Source organism: Paraburkholderia sp. RL17-380-BIE-A (genome assembly GCF_046028085.1).
Taxonomy (GTDB): domain Bacteria; phylum Pseudomonadota; class Gammaproteobacteria; order Burkholderiales; family Burkholderiaceae; genus Paraburkholderia.
The window spans coordinates 24,845-47,584 of record NZ_JARESQ010000013.1 but is presented as its reverse complement, the minus strand read 5'-3'; the positions used below and the strand labels follow the sequence as shown (position 1 = coordinate 47,584).

Sequence of the window (22,740 nt, the reverse complement as noted above, 5' to 3'; positions counted from 1 at the left end):
ATCATGCACACTGCGCGCGATCCGCGCATCGGCGAGATGCTGGACGCACTCTTGGCACAAGGCATGACCCGCGACGATGCGCGTCATCGCGGTGGCCGCACGCTCGGACAGCAGCTCGGAGGGATCGCGGATGCCGTGCTGAAGGCCCTGCAGTTGCGTCGTCTGATTCTGTAGGGCGGCGATACGTCAAGCCGAGTCACGCAGGTGCTCGGAACAGATGCGCTCGAAATCGACACGCGCCTGACGCTGGGGGCGCCCTTGTGTCGCGTGATCTCCGAAAAACTACGTCTGCGTGACCCCAAGGAGCACTGAGAGGCGGGCAGACAGGCGATGCGGGATTCTTCGTCGGTCGGGAGACGGGAATGTCACGTGATATTCGCCGAGTGACGCATGCGTTCACGGGCGGCGAGGTCCCTCTACATCGCCTTTTTTTCGTTCTCGTCAGTCGCGATTTCGTTGCGGCTGGCGTGCAGCCGTGTGCATCTGATCAATTTTCCTAAATCACCCACTCACCAACACCTAGGGAAGGTCTACACATCGCGTTTTCAGAGCGCCGATCTCTTGCCACTTGGACCGAGTCAGAGATGAGAATCTACCGACAGGTTGGTCGTCTGGCTTTTGAACCGCGACGCCCCTTGTTTGCTGAGACTTGTGGCCTCAATCTCCGAGCATTTCACGCTTTCCGCAAAGCCTTACGTGCCATCCACAGGTTGCCCAGCGCAAATAGTGTCGTGGTCTGGGCGGTGTTTTTCATCAACGCCCGGTACCGGGTCTTCGTGTAGCCAAACTGCTGTTTGAGGACTCGGAACGGATGTTCGACCTTGGCGCGGATGCCGGCCTTCAGACGTTCAATCTGATCGTATATCGCGTCCAGACGATCGTTCAGGTCCAGTTCTCTACGCCTGCCTGGCCGCATCGCGACATGCCAGCGAACCGCGTTTGCCTTGCAGCGCATTTCGATACCCTGATATCCGGCGTCAGCGTACACATCCGTTTCTTGGCCGTGCAACAACGCTTCGGCCGCGTTGATGTCGTGAACGTTGGCGGCAGTACCGATGACGGTGCACGCCAGCCCCGACTCTGCGTCCACGCCGACATGCGTTTTCATCCCGAAGTACCACTGATTTCCCTTCTTCGTCTGGTGCATTTCCGGGTCTCGTGTACCAGAGCCGTTCTTCGTCGAGCTGGGTGCAGAGATCAAGGTAGCGTCGACCGCCGACCCTGTTTTAAGCATCAAGCCTTTCTCGCTCAGGATCTCATTGACCAGCGTGAGCATCTGCGCAGCCAGGCCGTGCGTTTCGAGCAGGTGGCGGAACCGGAGAATCGTGCTCTCGTCCGGCAAACGCGTCATCCCCTCGTCCAGCCCCGCAAACTCACGATACACTGGTACGTCATAACGCGCCTCTTCCATCGCCGGGTTTGACAGACCAAACCACCGCTGCATGAAGTGGATCTGCAGCATCGTCGCAATCGGGAACGGCGGCCGTCCAGTCTTACCCTTCGGATAGTGCGGTTCGATCAACGCAATCAACCTCGACCATGGCACAACGCGCCTCATCTCGTCGAGAAATTCCCGTTTGCGTGTACGTTTCGTTGACAGATCCAGACCAAGACCAAGCTGCGTCATCGAAGAACCTCTTAGACTTTCCTATCTACCAGGATAGTCTACCCGTACGTCGGCGCCAGGACTTTTGCAGACCTTCCCTTGCCTTTTCTCATTTCCACTGCGGAGAAAACGGCCCTACGACAGGGAAATGCGTACAGGATTATCGTGAGCGCCGATCACGCAGGATGCCGGTGTATGTCGGACCATGCGCATACAAGCCGTCGACTTTACCTGAGTCGCGCCGTCCGGGAGGGCGACTCACCAAAGCGCTCCTTATAGCTCTGCGCGAAGCGTCCAAAGTGGGTGAAGCCGCAATCGAGTGCGATGCCCGCGATGCGTACGTCCGCAGACGTCGCAAGAATGAGTTCACGCGCGCGATCCAGTCGAATCTGCCGCAGATAGTGCATCGGGCTGGTCTGACGGAAGCGCATGAAGCCGTCGCATAACGTGCGTACCGGCACACCCACCGCGTCGGCGAGTTCGGCAAGCTGCAAAGGCGAGCCAAGGCGGGCGATCATCACGTCCTCGGCCCGGCGAACGAACCCCGGCGTGATGCCCGGGCGCAGCACGGAGGTGGCCGGAGCGTCGCGCTCGGCGGACCCCGCCGCGAGCAGATTGACCAGCAGCGACTCGACGTGCTCGCCGACGCGAGCATTGGCGCACGCGCTCGCGAGCAGATCCGGTGAACTGGCGATCAGCTTCAACTGGTCTTGCCACGCGCGCATCGCGCCGCTCGCGAAGCGCACGAGCGCGCCGCCCGGTTCCGCGCCGAGCGTCGCGTCGTGCGGCAAGGCGGCGGGATCGATACGTAACACGAGCTGCTCGCACTGTGGCGAGAGCTTCGCGCTGAAAGACTCACCGGGTGCGCGAACCACGCCTTGCCGGTCGTTGACTTCGATGGTACGGCCCGCCGCTTTCACCTCCGCGCTGCCGGACACGCAAAACATCAGCAGGTAATAGCCGTCCACCGCTTCGACGTCGACATGCATGCCGCTGCCGAAGCCGATCGTGCCGATTCCGAGCCGGCCGATCTTCACGAAATCCATATGCGAGCGCCCGCTGCCGTCGCCGAATGGCGCCAGCGAATGGGGCTGCATCACCCGCGAAATGAGTTCGCGCGTCTCGTCCAGGTCCTTCGACTCGAACAAACGATGATCGCGCAGCGCATGGGGACGGAAATCGGAACGGGTCATGGCGACGAAGGATAAGGTGCCCAGTTCCGGCCGCAACGGGTTTCGTTTAGAAAACTGCCTGAATCGGACAGGCGGCGCGAGTACTGCCAGAAGCGGATAGCACCGCTATTTTGGATCTCCAAAAATAAGTCCGCAGCCGTCAAAAAAACTGTTTGCAAGCGACGGTCCCTCATACAGGCAGTACCCAGCAATCTAGCGGAGTCATCAGCATGGAAATGGCCGAAACGCCCGTGCGCATTATCAGCAACAGGGATACGGATCACGTCGTGTTCCCGCACGACGACGGGTCGCGTGTACCGTACAAGGTATTCAGTTCGCAAGCAGTGTACGAGCGTGAGCAGGAGCGCATATACCGCGGCCCAACCTGGAATTTCGTTGCACTGGAAGCGGAAATTCCGCAAGCCGGCGACTATAAAAGCACTTTCGTCGGCGACACGCCGGTGGTCGTCACACGTCTGGAGGACGGTGCGCTTTCGGCGTGGGTGAACCGCTGCGCGCACCGTGGCGCTTCCGTGTGCCGCAAGGCGCGCGGCAACGCCACGTCGCATACCTGTGTGTATCACCAGTGGAGCTTCGACAATAGCGGCAACCTGCTCGGCGTGCCGTTCCGTCGTGGCCAGAAGGGCATGACGGGCATGCCCACTGACTTCGATCCGAAGAATCATGGCCTGCGCAAGCTGCGCGTGGACAGCTATCGTGGCCTCGTATTCGCGACTTTCAGCGACGAGGTCGTGCCGTTGCCCGAGTATCTGGGTTCGGAAATGCGCCCGTGGATCGATCGCATCTTCCACAAGCCGATCGAATATCTCGGCTGCACGAGGCAGTATTCGAAGTCGAACTGGAAGTTGTACTTCGAGAATGTGAAGGATCCGTATCACGCGAGCATGCTGCATCTGTTCCATACCACCTTCAACATTTTCCGCGTCGGCATGAAGGCGCGCTCGATCCCGGACGCAACGCACGGTCTGCATAGCATCATCACGGTGACGAAAACAGGCGAAGACACCTCGGCGGCGTACAAGCAGCAGAACATCCGCTCGATGGACGAGGGCTTCTCGCTCGAAGACGATACCGTGCTCGGCCACATCTCCGAGTACGAGGAAGACACGACGAACCATATTCAACCCATCTTCCCGCAGCTCGTGATCCAGCAGATCCACAACACATTGGTTGCGCGCCAGTTGTTACCGAAGGGTCCGAATAATTTCGAACTGATTTTCCATTTTTTCGGCTACACGGACGACACGCCGGAACTGCGGGCTCTGCGCGTCAAGCAGGCGAATCTCGTGGGGCCTGCCGGCTATATTTCGATGGAAGACACCGAGGCCACCGAACTCGTGCAACGCGGCACGATTCGCGACGGCGACGCGACGTCGGTGATAGAGATGTCACGCGGCAATCCCGAACAGCAGGACACGGTGATTACGGAAAGCCTGATTCGCCGCTTCTGGGTCGGGTATCAGCAATTGATGGGCTATTAAACAGGCATGCACATGGAAGCGATGAAATTGTGGTTCGAATTGCACATGCTGCAGAACCAGTACATCAGCAATCTCGACAACGACCGGCTCGAAGCATGGCCGACGCTATTCACCGAGGACTGCACGTACGAGATCGTGCCGAAGGAAAACGCCGACATGGGGTTGCCGATCGGCATCATTCACTGCACGAACCAGCGCATGCTGCGCGATCGCGTGGTGTCGCTGCGTAACGCGAACATCTATGAAGACCACACGTACCGGCATATGACGTCGGGCCTCGTCGTCACGGGAGAGAAAGACGGCGTGATCGAAACCGAGAGCAGCTACGTGGTGGTGCAGACGCGTTCGAATGGCGAGTCCGACGTGTATCAGGCGGGCAAGTATTACGACTGCGTGGTGCGTACGCCCGAGGGGCTGCGCTATCGCAGCAAGCGCGTGGTGTACGACACGTCGCGCGTGCAGACGCTGCTCGCCACCCCGATCTGACGGAGCCCCTATGGAACAGACACTCGAAAACTGGCAAACCATCGGGACACTCGACGATTTTGTCGAAGGAGAACCGGCCGCCATCATTGCAGGCGAGCGGCAAGTCGCGGTTTTCCGGCTCGGCGACGAAGTTTTCGCGCTGAACGATCTATGTTCGCATGGCCACGCGCGTCTGTCGGACGGCTATGTGGAAGACGGCTGTGTCGAATGTCCGCTGCATCAAGGGCTGATCGATATTCGCACTGGCGCGCCGCGTTGCGCACCTATCACCGAGCCGGTGCGTGCGTTCCCGATTCGTGTCGTCGATTCGCGGGTCGAGATTCATGTCGACTGATCGCCATGTGATCGTGGGCGCGGGCCATGCCGCGCGGCGCGCGGCGGAAACGTTGCGCGAACGTGATCCGAACGCGCGGATCGTCATGCTCGGCGAGGAGCCGCATGCGCCATACGACCGCCCGGTGCTCTCGAAAGACGCCTTGCTCGTGGAGGGTGGCGAACAGAGGGCGTTCATTCGCCGGCCAGACTGGTACGCCGCACATGATATCGAATTGCGACTGGCGACCACGGTCGAGTCGATCGACCGTGCGCGCAGCGAGGTGAGGTTGCACGGTGGCAGTCCGATCGGATACGACAGGCTGCTGCTTGCAACCGGGTCGCGCGTGCGCAGATTCGCCGGACCTGTGGATCACCGTGTGCCGCTTTACTACGTGCGCACACTGGCCGACTCGCTGGCGCTGCGAAGCGCGCTCGGGTCGGGCAGGAAGGTCGCGATTCTGGGCGGCGGTTTTATCGGGTTGGAAGTTGCCGCTTCGGCGACTCGGGCGGGTTGCGAGGCGACGGTGATCGAGCCGGCGGCGGCACTGCTGCAACGATCGCTGCCGCCAGCGGCGGCGCGTTTCGTCGCAGCACTTCACGCGCGGCACGGCGTGACGCTCAGGCTCGACGAAACGCCGTTGAGCATAGGCTACGAGAATGGCCGCGCACTGATTGAAACAGATCGTGGGACGCTCGAGGCAGATATCGTCGTGGTAGGGATCGGCGTGTTGCCCAACGTCAAACTGGCGCAAGAGGCGGGGTTGCAGGTGGACAACGGCATTGTGGTGGATGCCCGGTGCCGCACGGCCGACCCACGTATTTTCGCGGCGGGTGAAGTGACCATGCATTTCAATCCGCTGCTGGGTCGTCACGTTCGGATCGAGTCGTGGCAAGTGGCGGAAAATCAGCCCGCCATTGCAGCGGCGAACATGCTTGGCGTTGCGCAGGAATACGTCGAATGGCCGTGGCTTTGGTCCGATCAGTTCGACTGCAATATCCAGACGCTTGGCACCATCGATGCGTCGCACACGCTGATCGCGCGCGGCGACACGCATAACGGCCCGTTTAGTCTGCTCGCGCTCGACGCGGACAGGCGTTTGCGCGCGGTGGTCGCGATCAACTCGGGTCGGGATATGGGCGCCTGCAAGCGGCTCGTTGCGTCCGGCAAGGTGCTCGATCCCGCACTGCTTGCCGACCCTGCAGTGGGTCTGCGATCGTTGCTGTAACGTGAGGAAGGTGTGGCGATGTCAGGCGCGAAATTGCTGCATTCGCTCACGACGGCGCCGGTTTTCCGAATGCGCCCGGAAAAGACGCTCGGCCATTCGATCAGGTCTTCGGCCTGCTCGTCGAAATCGTCCCCCGACACATTCTCGAGATTGTTGCGAAAGAAGCGGCTGTCCTCGCGGAGGCTGGCCCCCGATCTCCAGCTATTTGCCGTTGCTGTCATAACCGGATTTTCGGGTTGGCAGGCCATTCCAAACTACGATTGCCTCAAATCGTGAACGATCCAATCGAGACATGACTGTGCAAGCTCGTCGAGACTCCGTCCGGCAAGCGTCAGCACCTGAAGACGGCGCTGCGTCAGAAGCGGATTGTCGAATGGAATGGCCTTCATTCGATCCACGGCAAGTCGCTTCGCGACGGAAACGTAACCTGACGGCATGATCGCCTCCGGCACCGCCAACTCGAAGCGGTACAGCGCGGCGACATACCGGCTCGTCATCAGCGGCGTGATCTCGACATTCTCGACGTTGCAGGCGATGTCGAAGAGCTGTCGATTCGTCGTGCCCTTATCCTGAAGCAATACCGGGTACGAACTGAGATCCTTGAGCGCGATCTTCGTCTTGCCCGCAAGCGGATGCGTCTCGTGCATCAACGCCATGACCGGCGCGCGCTGCGTGAACTGCACAACGACACCCGGTTCGGGTTTGAAGCTGAATGCGAGCGCGATCGACGCCTCTCCCGACAGAATCATCTGGCTGGCGCGCTCCGACGGCACGACTTCAAGCTGAATCGCGACATCGGGATGGTCCTGGCAAAACGCACCCAGTGATACCGGCAGAAAGTCGAATGCAAAACCTTCCGTGCAGGCAATCGTGAGCGTGCGCGCGCGCCGCCTCTCCTCGCCCTGAATTTCGTCGAATACGGCCTGCGCATCGGAAACGGTACGTTGCGCGTGACGCAACAGCAGGCGTCCCGCATGCGAGAGCACCATGCCGCGCGCATGACGCTCGAACAAAGGCACGCCGATATCGCCCTCCAGCTTGGCGATATGGCGGCTCAGCGCCGACACGGTCAGGCCGAGCTTCTCGGTAGCGGACGTGAGCGAGCCCGCCTGGGCCACGACCGAAAAGTAGTAAAGCGATGGCTCCATCAACTTGCGCATGGCGATGCTCGGAACGCGGGGAACCGATGAGGTTTGACGTACTCGCAAATGTACCTTGTTTGATTGCGAATACAAAAACACTTCGACGCGGCTAATCTGCACACAGCCGATCAAAAAACACGCAACCGATATGTCCCGACAAAGCGCCATCACCCAAGCCCACTCGCACTTCGACAGCGGTGCCTTCCTCGACACCCTTAGCCGCCGCGTCGCGCTCGCAACGGAAAGCCAGCGTGCCGACGCCGCACCACTCCTGCGCCGCTACCTTTCCGAAGAGATCGGAAGCCAACTAGGCTCGCTCGCCTTCACCTACGAAATAGTGGAAAACCCGGTGTCCGGCATGCCGCCATTTCTCGTCGGAGAACGCATCGAATCGCCGGAATTGCCGACCGTGCTCCTGTACGGGCACGGTGACGTGGTCGGCGGCGACGCGGCCAACTGGAGCCCTGGCCGTTCACCCTGGCAAGTGAAGGTCGAGGGCGACCGGTGGTACGGACGCGGCATCGCCGACAACAAGGCGCAGCATTCGATCAACCTCGCCGCCCTTGCGGCTGTCTTCGCGGAACGCGGCGAACTGGGCTTCAACGCGAAGATCATCTTTGAGATGGGCGAGGAAGTGGGCTCGCCGGGACTCGACGCCGTTTGCGCGACATTGCGCCAGCGACTGAGCGCCGATGTGTTGATCGCCTCCGACGGCCCGCGCCAGCGAGCCGCTTCGCCGACCGTGTTCCTTGGCTCGCGTGGGGCGCTGCATTTCCGGCTGGCGCTGACCAATGCGTTCGGCGCGCGCCACTCCGGCAACTGGGGCGGCGTGCTCGCCAATCCGGCGACCGTGCTCGCGAATGCGCTCGCGAGTCTCGTCGATGGTCACGGCCGCATACGAATCAACGGCCTGTTGCCGCCCGCTATTGCGCCGCAGATACGCGCGCGCGTCGCGCATCTGGAAATCGGCAACGACGAGGGCGATCCGCCTCTGTCGCCGAATTGGGGCGAACCCGGTTTGACTCCCGCGGAGCGCGTCTTCGCGTGGAACACGCTCGAAGTGCTTGCGATGCAATCAGGCAACGTCGCCAACCCTGTCAGCGCGATTCCGCAGTCGGCTGAAGCGGTGTGTCAATTGCGCTTCGTCGTGGGCACGGACTGGAAACGCGCCAGGGAACTGATCGAAGCGCATCTCGCGCGGGAAGGCTTCGATGGCGTCGAAGTCACCATCGAGGCATCGGGCGCGGCAACGCGCCTCGATCCAGATAACCCTTGGGTGGCGTTCACCGAACGGTCCATAGAAACCTCGACCGGCAAACCGGTCACCCTGCTGCCGAACCTCGGCGGCACGATCCCGAATGAATCGTTCGCCGACACGCTCGGACTGCCGACCATCTGGATTCCTCATTCGTATCCCGGCTGCCGTCAACACGCGCCCGACGAGCACGTGCTCGCGCCCGTCATGCGCGAAGCGCTGGAACTGATGACCGGCGTCTTCTGGGATCTCGGCGAGCCCGGCGTGCCCCTCAACCGCTGACCGCTTTCCTCATCCCGACCTTTACCCCTCACCCGGAACACACACCATGGATTCGACTGTCATTGACGATGACGTGCGCCACCCGGACCCGAAACCCATGCGGCGCCTGATCGTCGCGACGAGCATCGGCAACGCGCTCGAATGGTTCGATTTCGCCGCGTACGGATTCTTCGCCGTCACCTTATCGAAACTGTTCTTTCCCGCGCACGACGAAACCGTCTCCCTGCTCATGACGTTCGGCACCTTCGGCCTGTCGTATGTGTTCCGGCCGCTCGGCGCCCTTCTGCTCGGACGCTATGCGGACCGGCGCGGACGCAAGGCCGCGCTCCTCGCCGCGCTCGCGCTGACGACCGTTGGCACGTTCATTTGCGCCGTCATTCCGACTTATGCGCAGATAGGGCTCGCCGCGCCGATCGGCTTGATGGCCGCGCGCATTCTCATCTCCTTCTCGACTGGCGGCGAGTTCGGCAGCGGTACCGCGCTGATGATCGAGCAGAAGAGCAAGCGCAAGGCGTATCTCGCGAGCTGGCAATTCTCGAGTCAGGGCATGAGCACGGTGCTCGCATCGTGCGCGGGTCTCGCCCTCAGCACGCAATTGTCGCCGGCGCAGATCGAGTCCTGGGGATGGCGCACGCCGTTTCTCTTCGGGCTGCTGGTCGCGCCGGTAGGCCTGTACATCCGCAAGCATATCGACGATACGCTGCCTGGCGCGGCACACGGCTCGGCTCATGCCACGGCACGCAATCAACCCGTGCGCGAGCTGCTCGCGCATTGCAAGGGCCGCATTCTACTGGCCGCGGGCATCATGGCCGTGTCGACGGCCGCGAGTTATCTCATGATCCTTTACATGCCGACGTACGCGGTCAAGCAACTGCATCTGCCGGCATCAACAGGCTTCGCCGCGACCGTCGTCACCGGCGCCATCCTGATGCTGTTCACGCCGATCATGGGCCATCTTGCCGATCGCTACGGGCGCAGCCGCATGATGCTGCTCTCTGCCGTCGCCACGCTCCTCACGATCTATCCATGCTTCGCCTGGCTGTTGTCGAGCCCGTCGTTCTCCGTGCTGATGACGATCATGGTCCTTGCGGGCGTGTTGAAGGCGATCTACTTCGGCCCGCTCGCGGCGGTGTTGTCCTCGCTCTTTCCGACCCACATGCGAAGTACAGGCCTTGGATTCAGCTACAACATCGGCGTGATGGTGTTCGGCGGATTCACACCGTGGCTCGTCACCGCGATGATCGGCGCGACGCACAACCCGCTGTCGCCGGCGTTCTACCTGATGGCGTGCGCGGTTTTGAGCCTCGCCTGCATCGCGATTTATCACTACAAGCTCACCAAGCACATCTGAAACATGAACGACCCTCTGAATGACCTCACATCCGATTTCAGCGGCTGGCTGATGTATCACTCGGTTGGCGTCTATCCGGGCCACCGCGAAGCGATGAAGCAGGCGCTCGCGGACTTCGCCACGACATGGTGCGCACCCGACGACACACGCTGGGACGCCGCCCTCGCGGCACGCGCAAAACTGTTGTCGGACTGGGCGGCGCTGATCGCCGCGCCGGACGCGAACGTATTCGGCGCACAGAACGTGACCGATGCCTTCGCACGTTATCTCGACGGCCTCGCGAACGACGTTCTGCGCAACCGCACCGTGCTGGTCGCGGCGGACTGCTTCCCGAGCCTGCATTTCCTGCTCTCGGGCCTGGCAGAGCGGCGCGGCTTCACGCTTCGCACCGTGCCGGTACGCGAAGGCGAAGATTACGTGCGCGACGAAGACTTCATCGAAGCCTGGAGCGGCGATGTCGCGCTCGCTCTGGTCACATGGGTGTCCTCGCTGACCTCGAAGCGCGTGAACCTTGCCGCGATGTGCGAGCAGGCACGCCGTCGCGGCAGCTTCGTGGCGCTCGACGTGACGCAGGGCATCGGCATTCTGCCATTCGATCTGAAAGAGACGCCTTTCGACTTCGTGTGCGGGTCAACGCTGAAGTGGCTGTGCGGCGCACCCGGGACCGGCTTGGGCTATATCGCGCCGGACACGCTGCAAAGAGGCGCCAAACCAGCGGTGCGTGGATGGTTCAGCCAGGAAGATCCGTTCAACTGGAACATCGACGCCTTCACGTATGCCTCGGATGCGCGCCGCTTCGATACCGGCACGCCCTCAGTGCTGCCGTTCGTCGCATCGCAGCCGGGCATGACGTGGATGCGCGCCCAGCCCAAGGGCAGCGTGCGTGCGCACAACCTTGAACTGTGTCATGCGCTGATCGCGCTCGCCCACGAAAAGGGTTATCGCCTGCTTTCCCCACGCACCGACGACGAACGCGGCGCGAGCATCATGGTCGAGCCGCCCGCGCATCTCGATGCGGCGAACATTGTCATTCAACTGAAGAGCGCGGGCCTGTTCGTCGATTCGCGCGGCCGCACGCTGCGTTTTTCTCCGGGCGTTTGCTCGACGCAAGCGGGCCTCGCGAGACTGGCGCAATGTCTGCCACGCTGATCACAGCGCGCACCTTCTCGCGGGCGCCGCGGCGCATGGGTATTGCCTGCGTGCTGACAGGGCCGCCGGGCTGCGCGAACCGCTAGCCACCCGCCCTTTCATCACTGAGACGAATTTCCATGACCTCATCCTCTATCAATCGCGCTTCCACCGACGCCATCATCGAAGGCGTGCGCGGCATCGTCATGCCGATGCATTGCACCGATTTGCCCACCACGATGCAGTTCTTCATCGCTTGTCTGGGCTTCAGGCTCGACGCGATCTTTCCGGCCGACGCCCCTCGCACCGCCATGCTCTCGCGCGACGGCTTCACGTTGCGACTCGGACTCGACGTGGTCAATGGCATCGACACGCTCCAGGTGCTCTGCGACGATCCCGCGCAAATTCCTGGCGAAACGCGCGAGATCATCGCCCCGAATGGCGTAACGGTGCGTCTCGTGAATGCCAGCCCGCCGATGGTGCTGCCGCCGACGCGTCAACAGTTGGTGTTGTCGCGTATGGACGGCGACGCGCACTGGAGTGTCGGCCGCGCGGGCATGCGCTACCGAGATCTGCTCCCCGAGCGGCATGGCGGCGCGTTCATCGCATCGCACATCCGCATTCTCCAGGGCGGCCCGGTGCCCGATTACGTGCATTTCCACAAGATCCGCTTCCAGACCATTTTCTGCCGCAAGGGCTGGGTGCGCCTCGTCTACGAAGGACAAGGCGAGCCTTTCCTGCTCGAAGCGGGCGACTGCGTGCTGCAGCCGCCGGAGATCCGTCATCGCGTACTGGAAAGTTCGGCGGGCGCGGAAGTCATCGAGCTCGGCAGTCCCGCCGAGCACATCACGATGGCCGATCATGCGATGACGTTGCCCTCGACTGTCTACGACCCCGAGCACGATTTCAACGGTCAACGCTTCGTGCGTCATGTCGCGAAGCAGGCGACGTGGACGCCGTGGAAATCCCCCGGATTCGTGGTGACAGACACGGGAATCGGCGCTGCGACACAGGGCCTCGCCGGCGTGCGCGTGGTTCGTCCGCAAGGCGAAGGACAGGAGGCATCGCGCATGCACGACACCGAGTTCTGCTTTTTCTTCGTGCTAGCAGGCAGTCTCGAAGTCGTTCAGGGCAACCAGACATGGCATCTGCGCGCCGATGACAGCATCGCGATTCCGGGCATGTCGACTTATGCATTCCGCCGGTGCAGCGCGGATCTCGAACTGCTTGAAGTCACGCTGCCGGCCGATTTCTCACTAGTTTAAAGGTCTGGAGAAGCTTCCCATGATCGATCGCCATACTATCGCCTTCGTCTCAGGCGCGAACCGCGGCCTTGGGGCGCAGTTCGTCGCGCGGCTGCTTGCGCGTGGCGCCGGCAAGGTCTACGCCGCATCGCGCGGGGGTCTTGTCGAACACGATGATGCGCGTGTGATTCCAGTCACGCTCGATATCACCGATGAAACGAGCGTGGCGAATGCCGCACGTCTTGCCGGTGACACCACGCTGCTCATCAACAATGCAGGCGTGAACCACCAGTCCGCATTTTTGTCGCCGTTCGCAGTCGAGCATGCCCGCACCGAGATCGACGTCAATTTCCTGGGCACGTTGCGCATGGCACGCGCGTTCGCACCGGTTCTGATCGGCCGGCGCGGCGCGATGATCAACGTGTTGTCGATACTTGCGCGCGTCAGTCTGCCGGCAATGGGCTCACTGTGCGCATCGAAAGCGGCTGCGCTACGCCTTACCGAATCGATGCGCGCGGAACTCGCACCGCATGGCGTGAGCGTGCTCGCCGCGTTGCCCGGCGCCATCGACACCGACATGAGCCGCGACTTCGACGGCCCGAAGCTCGATCCCGCCTTTACCGCCGATTCGGTGCTCGACGCCTTGACGGGCGAAACGGGCGAGGTCTATATCGGCGCGATGGCGCAAGGCCTCGCGCAAGATCTGGCGCTCGACCGTGCCGCGACGCAGGCGCGAATTCTTTCCTTACCTTAAGGCGGACGGCAACATGGGTTCCTATATTGACATCGACAGTCACGACGGCCGGCGCTTTCGTGCTTATCACGCGACGCCGGCCCAAGGGTCCGCACCGGGCATCGTGCTGTTACAGGAAATTTTCGGCATCAACGGCTATATGCGGGAGATGGCGGATCGCTTCGCGGAAGAAGGCTATGTGGTGCTAGTGCCGGATCTGTTCTGGCGTATGAAGCCGGGTGTCGAACTGGGCTACGGCGAAGCCGACTTCCGTGAAGCGCTCGGCTACAACGAAAGACTCGATGTCGATCTCGCGATAAGCGATATCGGCTCGACACTGAAGGCCTTGCGCGCACTGCCGATGCTGGCTGGCAGAGTTGGCGCGATCGGCTACTGTCTCGGCGGCAAACTCGCGATGCTTGCCGCCGCACGACTCGATCTGGATTGCGCCGTGAGCTACTACGGTGTCGGACTCGATGCCTACGTCGACGAAGTTCCGTCGATTCGCTGCCCGATGCTGTTCCACTTCGCCGGCGAGGATGCCCACTGCTCACCGGATGCGCGCGAAACGATGCTTGCAGCGTTCGCCGACCGTCCGCAACTGGATGCCCATGTATATCCGGGCTGCGAGCATGCCTTCGCGACACCGGGGCGCCCACACTTCGACAAGCCCGCAGCAACGATGGCTTACTCGCGCACGGTCGCGCTATTGCGCGGCACGCTGGGGCCGATTCACGACCTGAACATGCTTTGGGAGCGTCACTGCTACTATGAATTCGCGACCCGTGACGTCGATGCCATTATGCCGACGATGGTCGCGCAACCTTATGTCAACCATGTACCGACCATGACCGGCGGTGTCGGTCATGACGAACTGCAGCGCTTCTATCGCTATCACTTCGTGAATTCCAATCCGGAGGACACGCGGCTCATACCCATTTCGCGCACGATCGGCGCGGACCGCATCGTCGACGAATTCGTGTTCTGTGCGACGCACGATCGCGAGATCGACTGGCTGCTGCCGGGCCTTGCGCCGACGGGAAAATACTTTGAGGTGCCGATGCTCGCGGTCGTCTGCTTTCGCGGCGACAAGCTCTATAACGAGCATATCTATTGGGATCAGGCTTGCGTGCTCGTGCAAATCGGTGTGCTCGATCCCACCGGATTGCCGGTTAGCGGCATCCAGACCGCGAAGAAGTTAATCGACGAAACACTGCCGACGAATTCGCTCATGTCCAACTGGCCATCGAGCGAAAACAAGCCGATCTGATCTGGCACTGCCCCCGAAAGGCGCGTTGTCCGCATGCGGCAACGCGCCTTTCGTCATTTACGCCGCAGTATGAAGCGTTGCGATTCCCGCAAATGCAGCTTGATAGATTTCGAATACCAGAATGTTTTGACGCAAGTAATGTTGCGTGAGCGGTCAGTGCTGCTTGAACCCCATCCTCAATCGATCCTCACAACCCACTACTTCGCCATGCTAATCAAAATCAAGACGTTATCCGCCACCGCATTGATCGCTGCATGCGGTGCCGCCCACGCCAACGCCAGCTCTGTCACGTTATACGGGTTGATCGACTACGGCGTGAATTACACGAGCAATAGCGCAGGCGGGCGCGTGATCGGCGGCGCGAGCGGCATCATGCAGGGCTCGCGGTGGGGCTTCAAGGGCGTCGAGGATCTGGGCAGCGGACTATCCGCCATCTTCCAACTCGAGAACGGCTTCGACCTCGGCAAAGGTACGGCCTTGCAGGGCGGCGCGCTGTTCGGCCGGCAGGCGTATGTGGGGCTGGCAAGCAAGACATACGGCACAGTGACGCTCGGGCGTCAGTACGACTCGCTCGTGACCTTCGTCGAATCGCGCATGAACTCCGCGAACTATGCCGGCGGCACGACCGCGCATCCGGGCGATCTGGACAACCTGAACAACAGCAAGCGCGTGAACAACTCGGTCAAGTACACGAGCCCCGAGTTCAGCGGCTTGACCGTGGGCGGCGTGTATGGTCTGGGCGGCCAGGCTGGCGACTTCGCGCGCAACCAGATCTGGTCCGTCGGCGCAGGCTATGAGTACGGCGCCTTCTCCGCGGGCGCCGCGTATATGAACGTGCGCAACCCGAATCAGTCATTCTTCACGGCTACGCCGACCAATGTCGCGGGCTCCGCTCTCAACAACATGACCGCAAGCCCGATCTACAGCGGCTACGCGTCGGCGCACTCGTATCAGGCCGTCGCCGCCGCCGGACGCTATACGCTCGGAGCGGCCACGTTTGGCCTCGTCTACAGCAACGTGCAGTTCAAGAATCTCGGCGACACTTCATCCGGCTCGAATCCGTTGCGGCTCACGGGCACCGCGAAGTTCGACACCGGTGAATTCAACCTCACGTACTTCTGGACGCCGTCCCTTGCCAGCGAGTTCGTCTATAGCTACACGCATGGCTCAGGGGCGGGGACCATCGGCAGCTCGGCGTACAACAACCTCTCGATGTCGCTCGACTACTACCTGTCCAAACGCACCGACATCTATGTCCTCGGCAGCACGGAGTTCGCGAGCGGCACCGATTCCACCGGTCACGCGGCGCGTGCGACGCTCAACGCGCTGACAGCGTCATCGACGAACCGGCAGACCTTCGTCCAGTTAGGGATTCGGCACAAATTCTGACGTATCGTCAAGCACATCGTGTAGCAAGGTGAGCGCAGATGTCGGTCACCGCCCTGTTTCACTAAAGCGGAGCGGTGGCTACGCGAATTCCGACAGAGTCCGCCATGAACCAACTGATCGATCGTCGGCTCTCAATATAGCAACGGCCGCGTCGACGGCGGCCGCATTGTTTGTTGCCTACTTCGTTACACCCACAGGGCAGGTGAAACCGTCAGCCAGTTGCAGCGCCGTTGCGCACGTGGGCGGGCGGCGCAGCTTCGCCAGCGGTGGCTGAGTCATGGTCGGTCGTGGCGGGCAGCGAAGCAATTTCCACGCGTCCCAGCGAAATCACGATGGCCGCCAGCACCAGCGATCCGGCAAAGAGCGCGAACGTGTAGAACGGATCGGGATTGACCGACGCGACCACGCCGACGATCACCGGCCCAAGTATGCCACCCACGCGGTTCAACCCGACGGCAACCCCCATCCCCGTGCCGCGCACTTCGGTCCGATAGCTCATCGCCTGATAGTTGTTGAGCACTGCCTGTGCGCCGAACACGAAGAAGCCTGTCGCTGCGATCAGCGCAATCGCTTCGGGCTTACCGAGCATCGTCGTCAGACTGCCCATGAAAACAGCCGCCAGGGCGAAGCCGATGATCATCGCGCGAATCCGGCTGCGCAGTCGGTCTGCGAGCCAGCCCATCGAGATGCCGCCGAACACCGACGCAATCATCACGAGCGTCCCATAGCCGAACGCCGACGACACACCCTGCCCTTTGGCCACCACGAGCGACGGCAGCCACCCGGTCAAACCGTGAATGCAGAACAGGCTTAGCGAACCGACGATCCAATGAACGATCGTATTGCGACGGTATGTCGGCGACAGCAGTTCGCTTATCGCCCCTGCACGCGCGGCGTTGGCCATAGGCAGGATGCGGGCTTGCGCATAGTCATGCGCCTTCTCCGGGCGTGCCTTGCAAAGCAGCGTTAGCACCTCGTCGTACCGGCCGCGCAGGGTGAGATATTGCGCGGATTCCGGCAGCCATTTCATGGCCGCAAGCGCAACCCCGGCGGACAGCAGCCCGACGAAATACAGCGATTGCCAGCCGAACAGCGGCGTCAGCGTAATGCCTGCGATGCCCGCGAAAATGCCGCCCGCCGAAAAGCCGAACTGGAATACCCAGGTGGCAAACGTATTGGCGTTGCGGCGCGGCGCCCATTCGTTGATGCAGGTCAGCGCGAGCGGCGTAACCATGCCGAGCGCAGTACCGAGCACCAGCCGGACCACCGCGAAACTCAGCGCCGAATTGACTACGGTGGCGAGCAGGCCGCTGGCCGCCGTCAAGGTCCACAGTGCGATCAGCATCACCTTGCGTCGGCCGATCCGGTCGGCGAGCAGTCCTTGCAGCACCGAGCCGATAGACAGGCCGACAATACCGCTCGACAGCATGATGCCGATCATCGATGGGGACGGATGCCAGAGCTTGCGGATCAGAGGAATGACGTAGGCGGCGTTGAACAGATCGTAGCCGTCGAAGAACATGATGAACGCAACCAGGACTGCGAAGCGCAGATGGAATTTCCCGACACGTGCTTGCGCAAGTTCCTCGCGCACATTGATGAGCGTAGCCAAGATTGTCTCCGTTAATTTTTCAGGCGTCGCTTCTGTCTGCGACTTGGCCTTCATTCTTCCCGGGCGGATGGCTACACGAGGTGGCCATCCGGATGCCTATCCGTGAAGCGTCGCTTCCAGTTGCGCGAGTTCGGCTTCGAGTGCGCTCGCGCTACCTGCCACGCCATACACGTAATGATCGGGGCGCACGATCGCCGCACAGCAACCCTGCCGATCGAACCAGCCCGCCAGTACGCCATCGAGTTCGATCAACGCGGGACGCCCGTTTTCGACTACGGCATGATGCACGTCACCATCGGGCGCCAACTCGATCAAACGTGCACCGAGCCTTTCAGCCGCCGCGTGCACCTGTTGCGTTGCCGGCGCGCCGCCAAGTGTTACAACGCGCCATCCTTCCCCCACCACGACGTCGAACAGCGCATGCGAGTCGCCATGTGCGACACGGGGCTGCGGAAACAGAGTCCCGTTGGCCGCGTGCACGTGACCGGACAGCAGACCGCCTTCCAGCTTCGGCACGATCTCCTGACGCGTCATGGTCTTGATCACACCGCCCGCTTCACGCAGAAGACGTGCATCGCGCTCGCGCGCCGCCACGGGATCGCGCTCGCAGATCAACCGGCCGATATCCTTAATACGCGAGGTCAACTGTTTGACGTGCGCACTGCGCTCGACCTGATACGTATCGAGCAGCGACGGCGCCGCGTCTTCGCGCATCACCGCGTTCAGCTTCCAGATCAGATTGACGACATCGCGTACGCCCTGGCACATGCCTTGGCCGATGAACGGCGGTTGCTGGTGAGCAGCATCGCCCGCGATAAAGACCCGGCCATGACGCCACTGTTTCGCGACCAGCGCGTGAAAGCGATAGCTGGCGGCGCGCCATAGTTCGCCATCGGCCTGCGTCAGCCAGCGGCCCAGCAGTTTCCACACCTGCTCGTCCTGCTGCATCTCGCGCGGATCTTCGTCGGGCATCAACATGATCTCCCAGCGACGATGTCCGCCCGGACCGACAATGTAGGTGCAGGGCCGCGATGGTTCGCAATACTGGATCGCAACTTTCGGCAGCTTTTCGATGCCCTGCTCGTTGACGCGCACGTCCACCACCAGCCACGGTTCGTCGAATTCGAGGTCTTCGTAGCCGATGCCGAGTTGCGTGCGCACGGTGCTCGACGCCCCATCGCAACCGATCAGATAGTTGCAGGTCACCATGCGGGCCGCGCCGGTATCGTCCTTCAACTCGACCGCGACGCCGTCAGCCGTTTCCTCGAAGGCGACCAGTTCGGTGCCGAGCGCCACTTCCACGCAGTCGTAGGCACTGGCATGCTCACGCAGCGCAGCCTCGACGGGCGGCTGGGTGAACACCATCGTCGGCGTATAACCAAGCGGGTACGGCTTGGGCACCGTGTCGATCCGTTTGATCAACTGACCGTCCACGCCGTAATACTCCGACGGCGGAAACACGGCCACGTGTTGCGCAATCTCATCGACGACACCCAGGCCCTGGAACACCCGCATGATCTCGTGATCGACCGCGATCGCGCGTGGCTTGTCATACACGGTCCGCGAGCGATCGACACATAAGGTGCCGATGCCCAGTTTGCCCAGCAAACCAGCGGCCACCGCCCCCGATGGACCGAAGCCGACTACGACTACATCGAAATGGCTCTTCATCGTGCTCACCGCGCCGTTGCTTCGTCCTGAACCGTGTTCTGCAGGCGGCCCACGCTTTCGATGTCGACCTCCACCCGGTCACCGTGCTTCATGAAGACCGGCGGATTGCGTGCGAAGCCCACGCCCGCAGGCGTGCCCATCACGACGACGTCGCCCGGTTCGAGCGTCAGACACTCGCTCAGCAGCTCGATGGTTTCGGCGACGCCCCAGATCATGTCGGACGTGTTCGCCTGCTGCATCACCTCGCCGTTCAGGATCAGGCGCAGCGACAGACCTGCTGCTCCCGGCGGCAGTGCGTCGGCGCTCACGAGCCACGGACCGAATGCGCCCGTGTTGTCGAAGTTCTTGCCGATCGTCCATTGGCTCGTGCGCTTCTGGTAATCGCGTACCGAGACGTCGTTGAAACACGAATAGCCGAACACGTAGTCGAGTGCCTGCTCGCGCTTGACGTGGCGAGCGCGCTTGCCGATCACCATCACCAGTTCCGCTTCGTAGTCGAGCTTGTCGGAGATCTGCGGGCGAATCACCGGGTCTTCGTGCGCGATCAGCGACGATGCGCCGCGGAAGAAAATCAGCGGATAAACCGGCTTGAGATTGCCGCCTTCTTTCGCGTGGTCGTAGTAGTTGTGGCCGAGGCAGACGATCTTGCCCGGCTCCGGCAGCACCGGCGCAAGCGTCAGCGACGCATACGGCACGCGATGGTCCGAACCCGCCGCGATGACGCGCTTCGCGGCCGCGACCACGTCGACGCCGGCCTTGAGGGCGGCGCGCAGGTCTGCCGGCACGGACGGATCGGCCTTGTTCAGGTCGACCACGTCGTCGCCGTCGATCACACCGAGGCGAGTCGTGTCGCCGGATTTGAAGGTAACCAGTTTCATTGTCTATTCCGAGGATTGAATGATGTAAAGCGGTGCGTCGTGCGCACCGGTTATTCCCGTGCAGAAGCAGATGCGTGGAAGAAGATCGATTTCTGGGCCGCTTTCATCTTCTCGGATGGCGGCTTGCCGATACCCCACTGATCGATCCGGCCAGGCGGCCATTTCCAGTCGTCGGGACCGCCGGTGCGATAGGTGTCGTCCACCTGCTGCACTTCGGCGGTGTATTCGATGACGAAGTCGAACGGCCCCAGGAAATACGCGAATGCGTTGTTGCCAGGACCATGACGCCCCACGCCCCACTCGATCGGATAGCCCGCGTCGTTCATGCGGCCACCGCCGCGCATCACCGAGTCGAGGTCCGGCATCAGGAACGCGATGTGATTGAGCGTGTTCTCCTGCGAGTCCGCGAGCGCGATGCTGTGGTGATCGCTGCAGCAACGCATGAAGGCCATGATGCGCGTGCGATCCGACAGGCGGAAGCCGAGCGCCTTCTCGAAGAACGCCTGCGCCACCGACACGTCTTCGCTATTCAGCACGACGTGCGTGATCTTGATGGGACGGTCCTTGATCGGCTCGTCATTCGCATGACTACGGTCGCCCGCGATGAAGCGCAGCACGCGGCCTTGCGGGTCGAGTGCTTCGAGCAGCGTGCCGCCGCCGGGCATTTGCGTCGGCGCCGGACCGGTCAGCACCTTGCCGCCATGCTCCGTGACAGCGGCGGCGATCGTGTCGAGGCTCGCCACTTGCGCGACGCTGAACTCGATTGCGCGTACATCGGCGCGTTCGCTTTGCACCAGCGTGAGGATGTGGTGCGCGGCACCCGTGCCACGGAAATACACCGCGTTGGGCCGGCGCGTCAGTTCCGTGAGATGCCATGTATCGGTGTAAAAACGTGCGGCTGCTTCGAGATCGGGCACGCCGATTTCGATGCCTCTCAAGCCTGTGACAAGGCACTGGTTCATGTATTGCTCCATCAACTGATTGCCAGAAACGCCTGAGCGTTTCGATAGATGAGGCGTTCGACAGTCGGCTCGTCGAAGTGCATCGACTCGATCTGTCCAACAGGATTTTTTTCGCGGAACGCGAACGGGTAGTCGGTGCCGAGCATAAGTTGCGATTCGCCAAACAGGGCGAGCAGGTGGCCAAGCGTGGCCGCGTCGAACACCAGCGAGTCGTAATAGAGCTTGCGGGCCTGTTCGACGGGCGACGCCTGCAAACTTTCACGCAGTGGGCCGAATACCTCGCTCGCCCGTTGCAAGCGGGGCAGCAGCGAGCCAAGCGTACCGCCGCCGTGACTGAATGCAATTCGCAGTCGCGGACGCCGAACCAGCAGATTGCTCGTGATGACCGACGCGGCGGCAAGACCGACGTCGGTGGGATAAGCGAGCGCCTGCAGCAGTTGTGCGGGTCCGACCAGGCGATCTTTGCCGGTCGGGCGCAAGGCGTGGACGAACACGGCGGCGCCGAGCGATTCGGCGGCTTCGAAGAAGGGATCGAACTGCGCCGCGCCAACAGGAACGCCATTGATATTGCTGCCGATCTCGACGCCCGCGAAGCCTGGCGTCTGCATCAGCCGTTCGAGTTCGCGGATCGCCAGATCGATGTTCTGCAACGGCACTGCGCCGAGGCCCAGCATGCGCCCGTCGCTGTCGTCCACCATCGTTGCAATGACGCCGTTCATGTATTGCAGCAGGGGCAATGCGTCGTGCGCGGTCATCCAGTAGGAGAGCAACTCGGGCATCGGCGAGATAGCCTGAATCGCCACGCGCTGGTCGTCCATGTCCGCGACCCGTTTGCCGGTATCCCAGCAACGGTCCGACACCGTGCGATAGACGCTGCCGTCGATCATCACGTGACGATGGCACTCGTGCGCCGCCGCCATCGACGGCCAGTCGCGCGGCACCTTCGCACCGAGGTAGGGCGGCAGATCGGCCGGCACGACGTGGCTATGCACGTCGATGCCGCGACATCGGCATGCGTATTTCAACTGGGAAGACATGGCGACCTTGCTTGCAGACTTAACGATAGGACAGCGCTGCGGCGCAAACGCCGTCGATGCAGATCTGCTCGTCTTCGTCACCTGTGCCGCCGCTCGCACCGATCGCGCCGAGCACGGCGCCGCTCGCCGAAGTGATGACAATCGCGCCGGTCTGCGGCACGAACTTCCCGGAGCTTGCTGCGCCGATCGCGCTGAAGAACACGGGATTGTCTTTCGCGCGCTCCAGCAGCGTGCGTGACGCGACGCCCATGCCGAACGCCGCCGCGGCTTTTCCGTGGGCGATATCGATACGCAGAGCGGTCGCACCGTCCTCGCGACTCGTCAGCTTGACGAGACCCGCTTCGTCGAGCACGACGACCGCCATCGGCCGAAAGCCGTGGCGACGCGCGCTGGCCAGCGCCTCGGCGACAATCCGGTTGGCTACATCCAGGGAAACGGTTTCCATTTTCGAGCTCGCGACATCAGGTTGAGAGCGATCA

At 62.0% G+C, this 22,740-nt stretch carries 21 protein-coding genes; 12 read left to right on the top strand and 9 right to left on the bottom strand.

Annotated elements, in window-relative coordinates; genetic code table 11:
• Nucleotides 1–3: 3 nt before the first annotated feature.
• Complete coding sequence (locus tag P0D68_RS22085) at nt 4–174, top strand: hypothetical protein (protein ID WP_408302905.1); 171 nt, start codon at nt 4–6, stop codon at nt 172–174.
• Between the two features lie 499 nt (nt 175–673).
• On the opposite strand, the gene P0D68_RS22080 is transcribed toward P0D68_RS22085, so the two are convergent.
• Together P0D68_RS22080 and andR are read right to left on the bottom strand one after the other, a co-directional pair.
• Nucleotides 674–1,627, bottom strand: coding sequence for an IS5 family transposase (locus P0D68_RS22080; RefSeq protein WP_408302903.1), 954 nt, complete (start codon nt 1,625–1,627; stop codon nt 674–676).
• 206 nt (nt 1,628–1,833) lie between these two features.
• Nucleotides 1,834–2,799, bottom strand: coding sequence for an anthranilate 1,2-dioxygenase regulatory protein AndR (gene andR, locus P0D68_RS22075; RefSeq protein ID WP_408302901.1), 966 nt, complete (start codon nt 2,797–2,799; stop codon nt 1,834–1,836).
• Nucleotides 2,800–3,008: 209 nt separating this feature from the next.
• Between andR and andAc the strand changes: the two genes are divergently transcribed.
• Genes andAc through andAa form a run of 4 tightly spaced genes read left to right on the top strand, consistent with a single transcriptional unit; the run spans nt 3,009 to nt 6,307 of the window.
• Entirely contained in the window at nt 3,009–4,280 is a 1,272-nt protein-coding gene (andAc, locus tag P0D68_RS22070; RefSeq protein WP_408302899.1) for an anthranilate 1,2-dioxygenase large subunit AndAc, read from the top strand.
• A 12-nt stretch (nt 4,281–4,292) separates the two neighbouring features.
• On the top strand, nt 4,293–4,766 hold the full coding sequence (andAd, locus tag P0D68_RS22065) for an anthranilate 1,2-dioxygenase small subunit AndAd (protein WP_408302897.1): 474 nt from the start codon (nt 4,293–4,295) through the stop codon (nt 4,764–4,766).
• A 10-nt stretch (nt 4,767–4,776) separates the two neighbouring features.
• On the top strand, nt 4,777–5,100 hold the full coding sequence (gene andAb / locus P0D68_RS22060) for an anthranilate 1,2-dioxygenase ferredoxin subunit AndAb (RefSeq protein WP_408184766.1): 324 nt from the start codon (nt 4,777–4,779) through the stop codon (nt 5,098–5,100).
• A complete protein-coding gene (gene andAa / locus P0D68_RS22055) occupies nt 5,090–6,307 on the top strand; it encodes an anthranilate 1,2-dioxygenase system ferredoxin--NAD(+) reductase (protein WP_408302895.1) in 1,218 nt (405 codons plus the stop codon). The genes andAb and andAa overlap by 11 nt, the downstream gene beginning before the upstream one ends.
• 254 nt (nt 6,308–6,561) lie before the next feature.
• Here andAa and P0D68_RS22050 read toward each other — a convergent pair whose 3' ends face one another.
• A complete protein-coding gene (locus P0D68_RS22050) occupies nt 6,562–7,467 on the bottom strand; it encodes a LysR family transcriptional regulator (RefSeq protein WP_408184768.1) in 906 nt (301 codons plus the stop codon).
• A 130-nt stretch (nt 7,468–7,597) separates the two neighbouring features.
• Here P0D68_RS22050 and P0D68_RS22045 point away from each other — a divergent pair, with 130 nt between their 5' ends.
• The 7 genes from P0D68_RS22045 (at nt 7,598) to P0D68_RS22015 (ending at nt 16,101) form a co-directional block, all read left to right on the top strand.
• Nucleotides 7,598–8,986: a M20 family metallopeptidase gene (locus tag P0D68_RS22045; protein WP_408302892.1), complete on the top strand. Its 1,389-nt coding sequence runs from the start codon at nt 7,598–7,600 to the stop codon at nt 8,984–8,986.
• Nucleotides 8,987–9,032: 46 nt separating this feature from the next.
• Nucleotides 9,033–10,337 (top strand): MFS transporter, encoded by a 1,305-nt coding sequence (locus tag P0D68_RS22040; protein ID WP_408184770.1) that lies wholly within the window; start codon nt 9,033–9,035, stop codon nt 10,335–10,337.
• 3 nt (nt 10,338–10,340) lie between these two features.
• Complete coding sequence (locus P0D68_RS22035) at nt 10,341–11,486, top strand: aminotransferase class V-fold PLP-dependent enzyme (protein WP_408302890.1); 1,146 nt, start codon at nt 10,341–10,343, stop codon at nt 11,484–11,486.
• A 119-nt stretch (nt 11,487–11,605) separates the two neighbouring features.
• Nucleotides 11,606–12,730, top strand: a complete 1,125-nt coding sequence (locus P0D68_RS22030; protein WP_408302888.1) for a cupin domain-containing protein — start codon at nt 11,606–11,608, stop codon at nt 12,728–12,730.
• Between the two features lie 19 nt (nt 12,731–12,749).
• Entirely contained in the window at nt 12,750–13,463 is a 714-nt protein-coding gene (locus tag P0D68_RS22025) for an SDR family NAD(P)-dependent oxidoreductase (protein ID WP_408302886.1), read from the top strand.
• Nucleotides 13,464–13,476: 13 nt separating this feature from the next.
• Nucleotides 13,477–14,712, top strand: a complete 1,236-nt coding sequence (locus P0D68_RS22020; protein ID WP_408302883.1) for a dienelactone hydrolase family protein — start codon at nt 13,477–13,479, stop codon at nt 14,710–14,712.
• 207 nt (nt 14,713–14,919) lie between these two features.
• The gene (locus P0D68_RS22015; protein WP_408302881.1) at nt 14,920–16,101 is read left to right on the top strand and encodes a porin; all 1,182 of its coding nucleotides are present in this window, start codon (nt 14,920–14,922) and stop codon (nt 16,099–16,101) included.
• 211 nt (nt 16,102–16,312) lie between these two features.
• On the opposite strand, the gene P0D68_RS22010 is transcribed toward P0D68_RS22015, so the two are convergent.
• The 6 genes from P0D68_RS22010 to P0D68_RS21985 form a co-directional block, all read right to left on the bottom strand.
• Entirely contained in the window at nt 16,313–17,713 is a 1,401-nt protein-coding gene (locus P0D68_RS22010; RefSeq protein WP_408302879.1) for an MFS transporter, read from the bottom strand.
• Between the two features lie 96 nt (nt 17,714–17,809).
• Entirely contained in the window at nt 17,810–19,384 is a 1,575-nt protein-coding gene (mhpA, locus tag P0D68_RS22005) for a bifunctional 3-(3-hydroxy-phenyl)propionate/3-hydroxycinnamic acid hydroxylase MhpA (protein ID WP_408302877.1), read from the bottom strand.
• Nucleotides 19,385–19,389: 5 nt separating this feature from the next.
• Nucleotides 19,390–20,262, bottom strand: coding sequence for a fumarylacetoacetate hydrolase family protein (locus tag P0D68_RS22000; RefSeq protein WP_408184777.1), 873 nt, complete (start codon nt 20,260–20,262; stop codon nt 19,390–19,392).
• Nucleotides 20,263–20,312: 50 nt separating this feature from the next.
• A complete protein-coding gene (locus P0D68_RS21995) occupies nt 20,313–21,224 on the bottom strand; it encodes a VOC family protein (protein ID WP_408468748.1) in 912 nt (303 codons plus the stop codon).
• An 11-nt stretch (nt 21,225–21,235) separates the two neighbouring features.
• Entirely contained in the window at nt 21,236–22,261 is a 1,026-nt protein-coding gene (locus P0D68_RS21990; protein WP_408302873.1) for an amidohydrolase family protein, read from the bottom strand.
• A 19-nt stretch (nt 22,262–22,280) separates the two neighbouring features.
• A complete protein-coding gene (locus P0D68_RS21985) occupies nt 22,281–22,706 on the bottom strand; it encodes a GlcG/HbpS family heme-binding protein (protein WP_408184780.1) in 426 nt (141 codons plus the stop codon).
• Between the last annotated feature and the right edge of the window lie 34 nt (nt 22,707–22,740).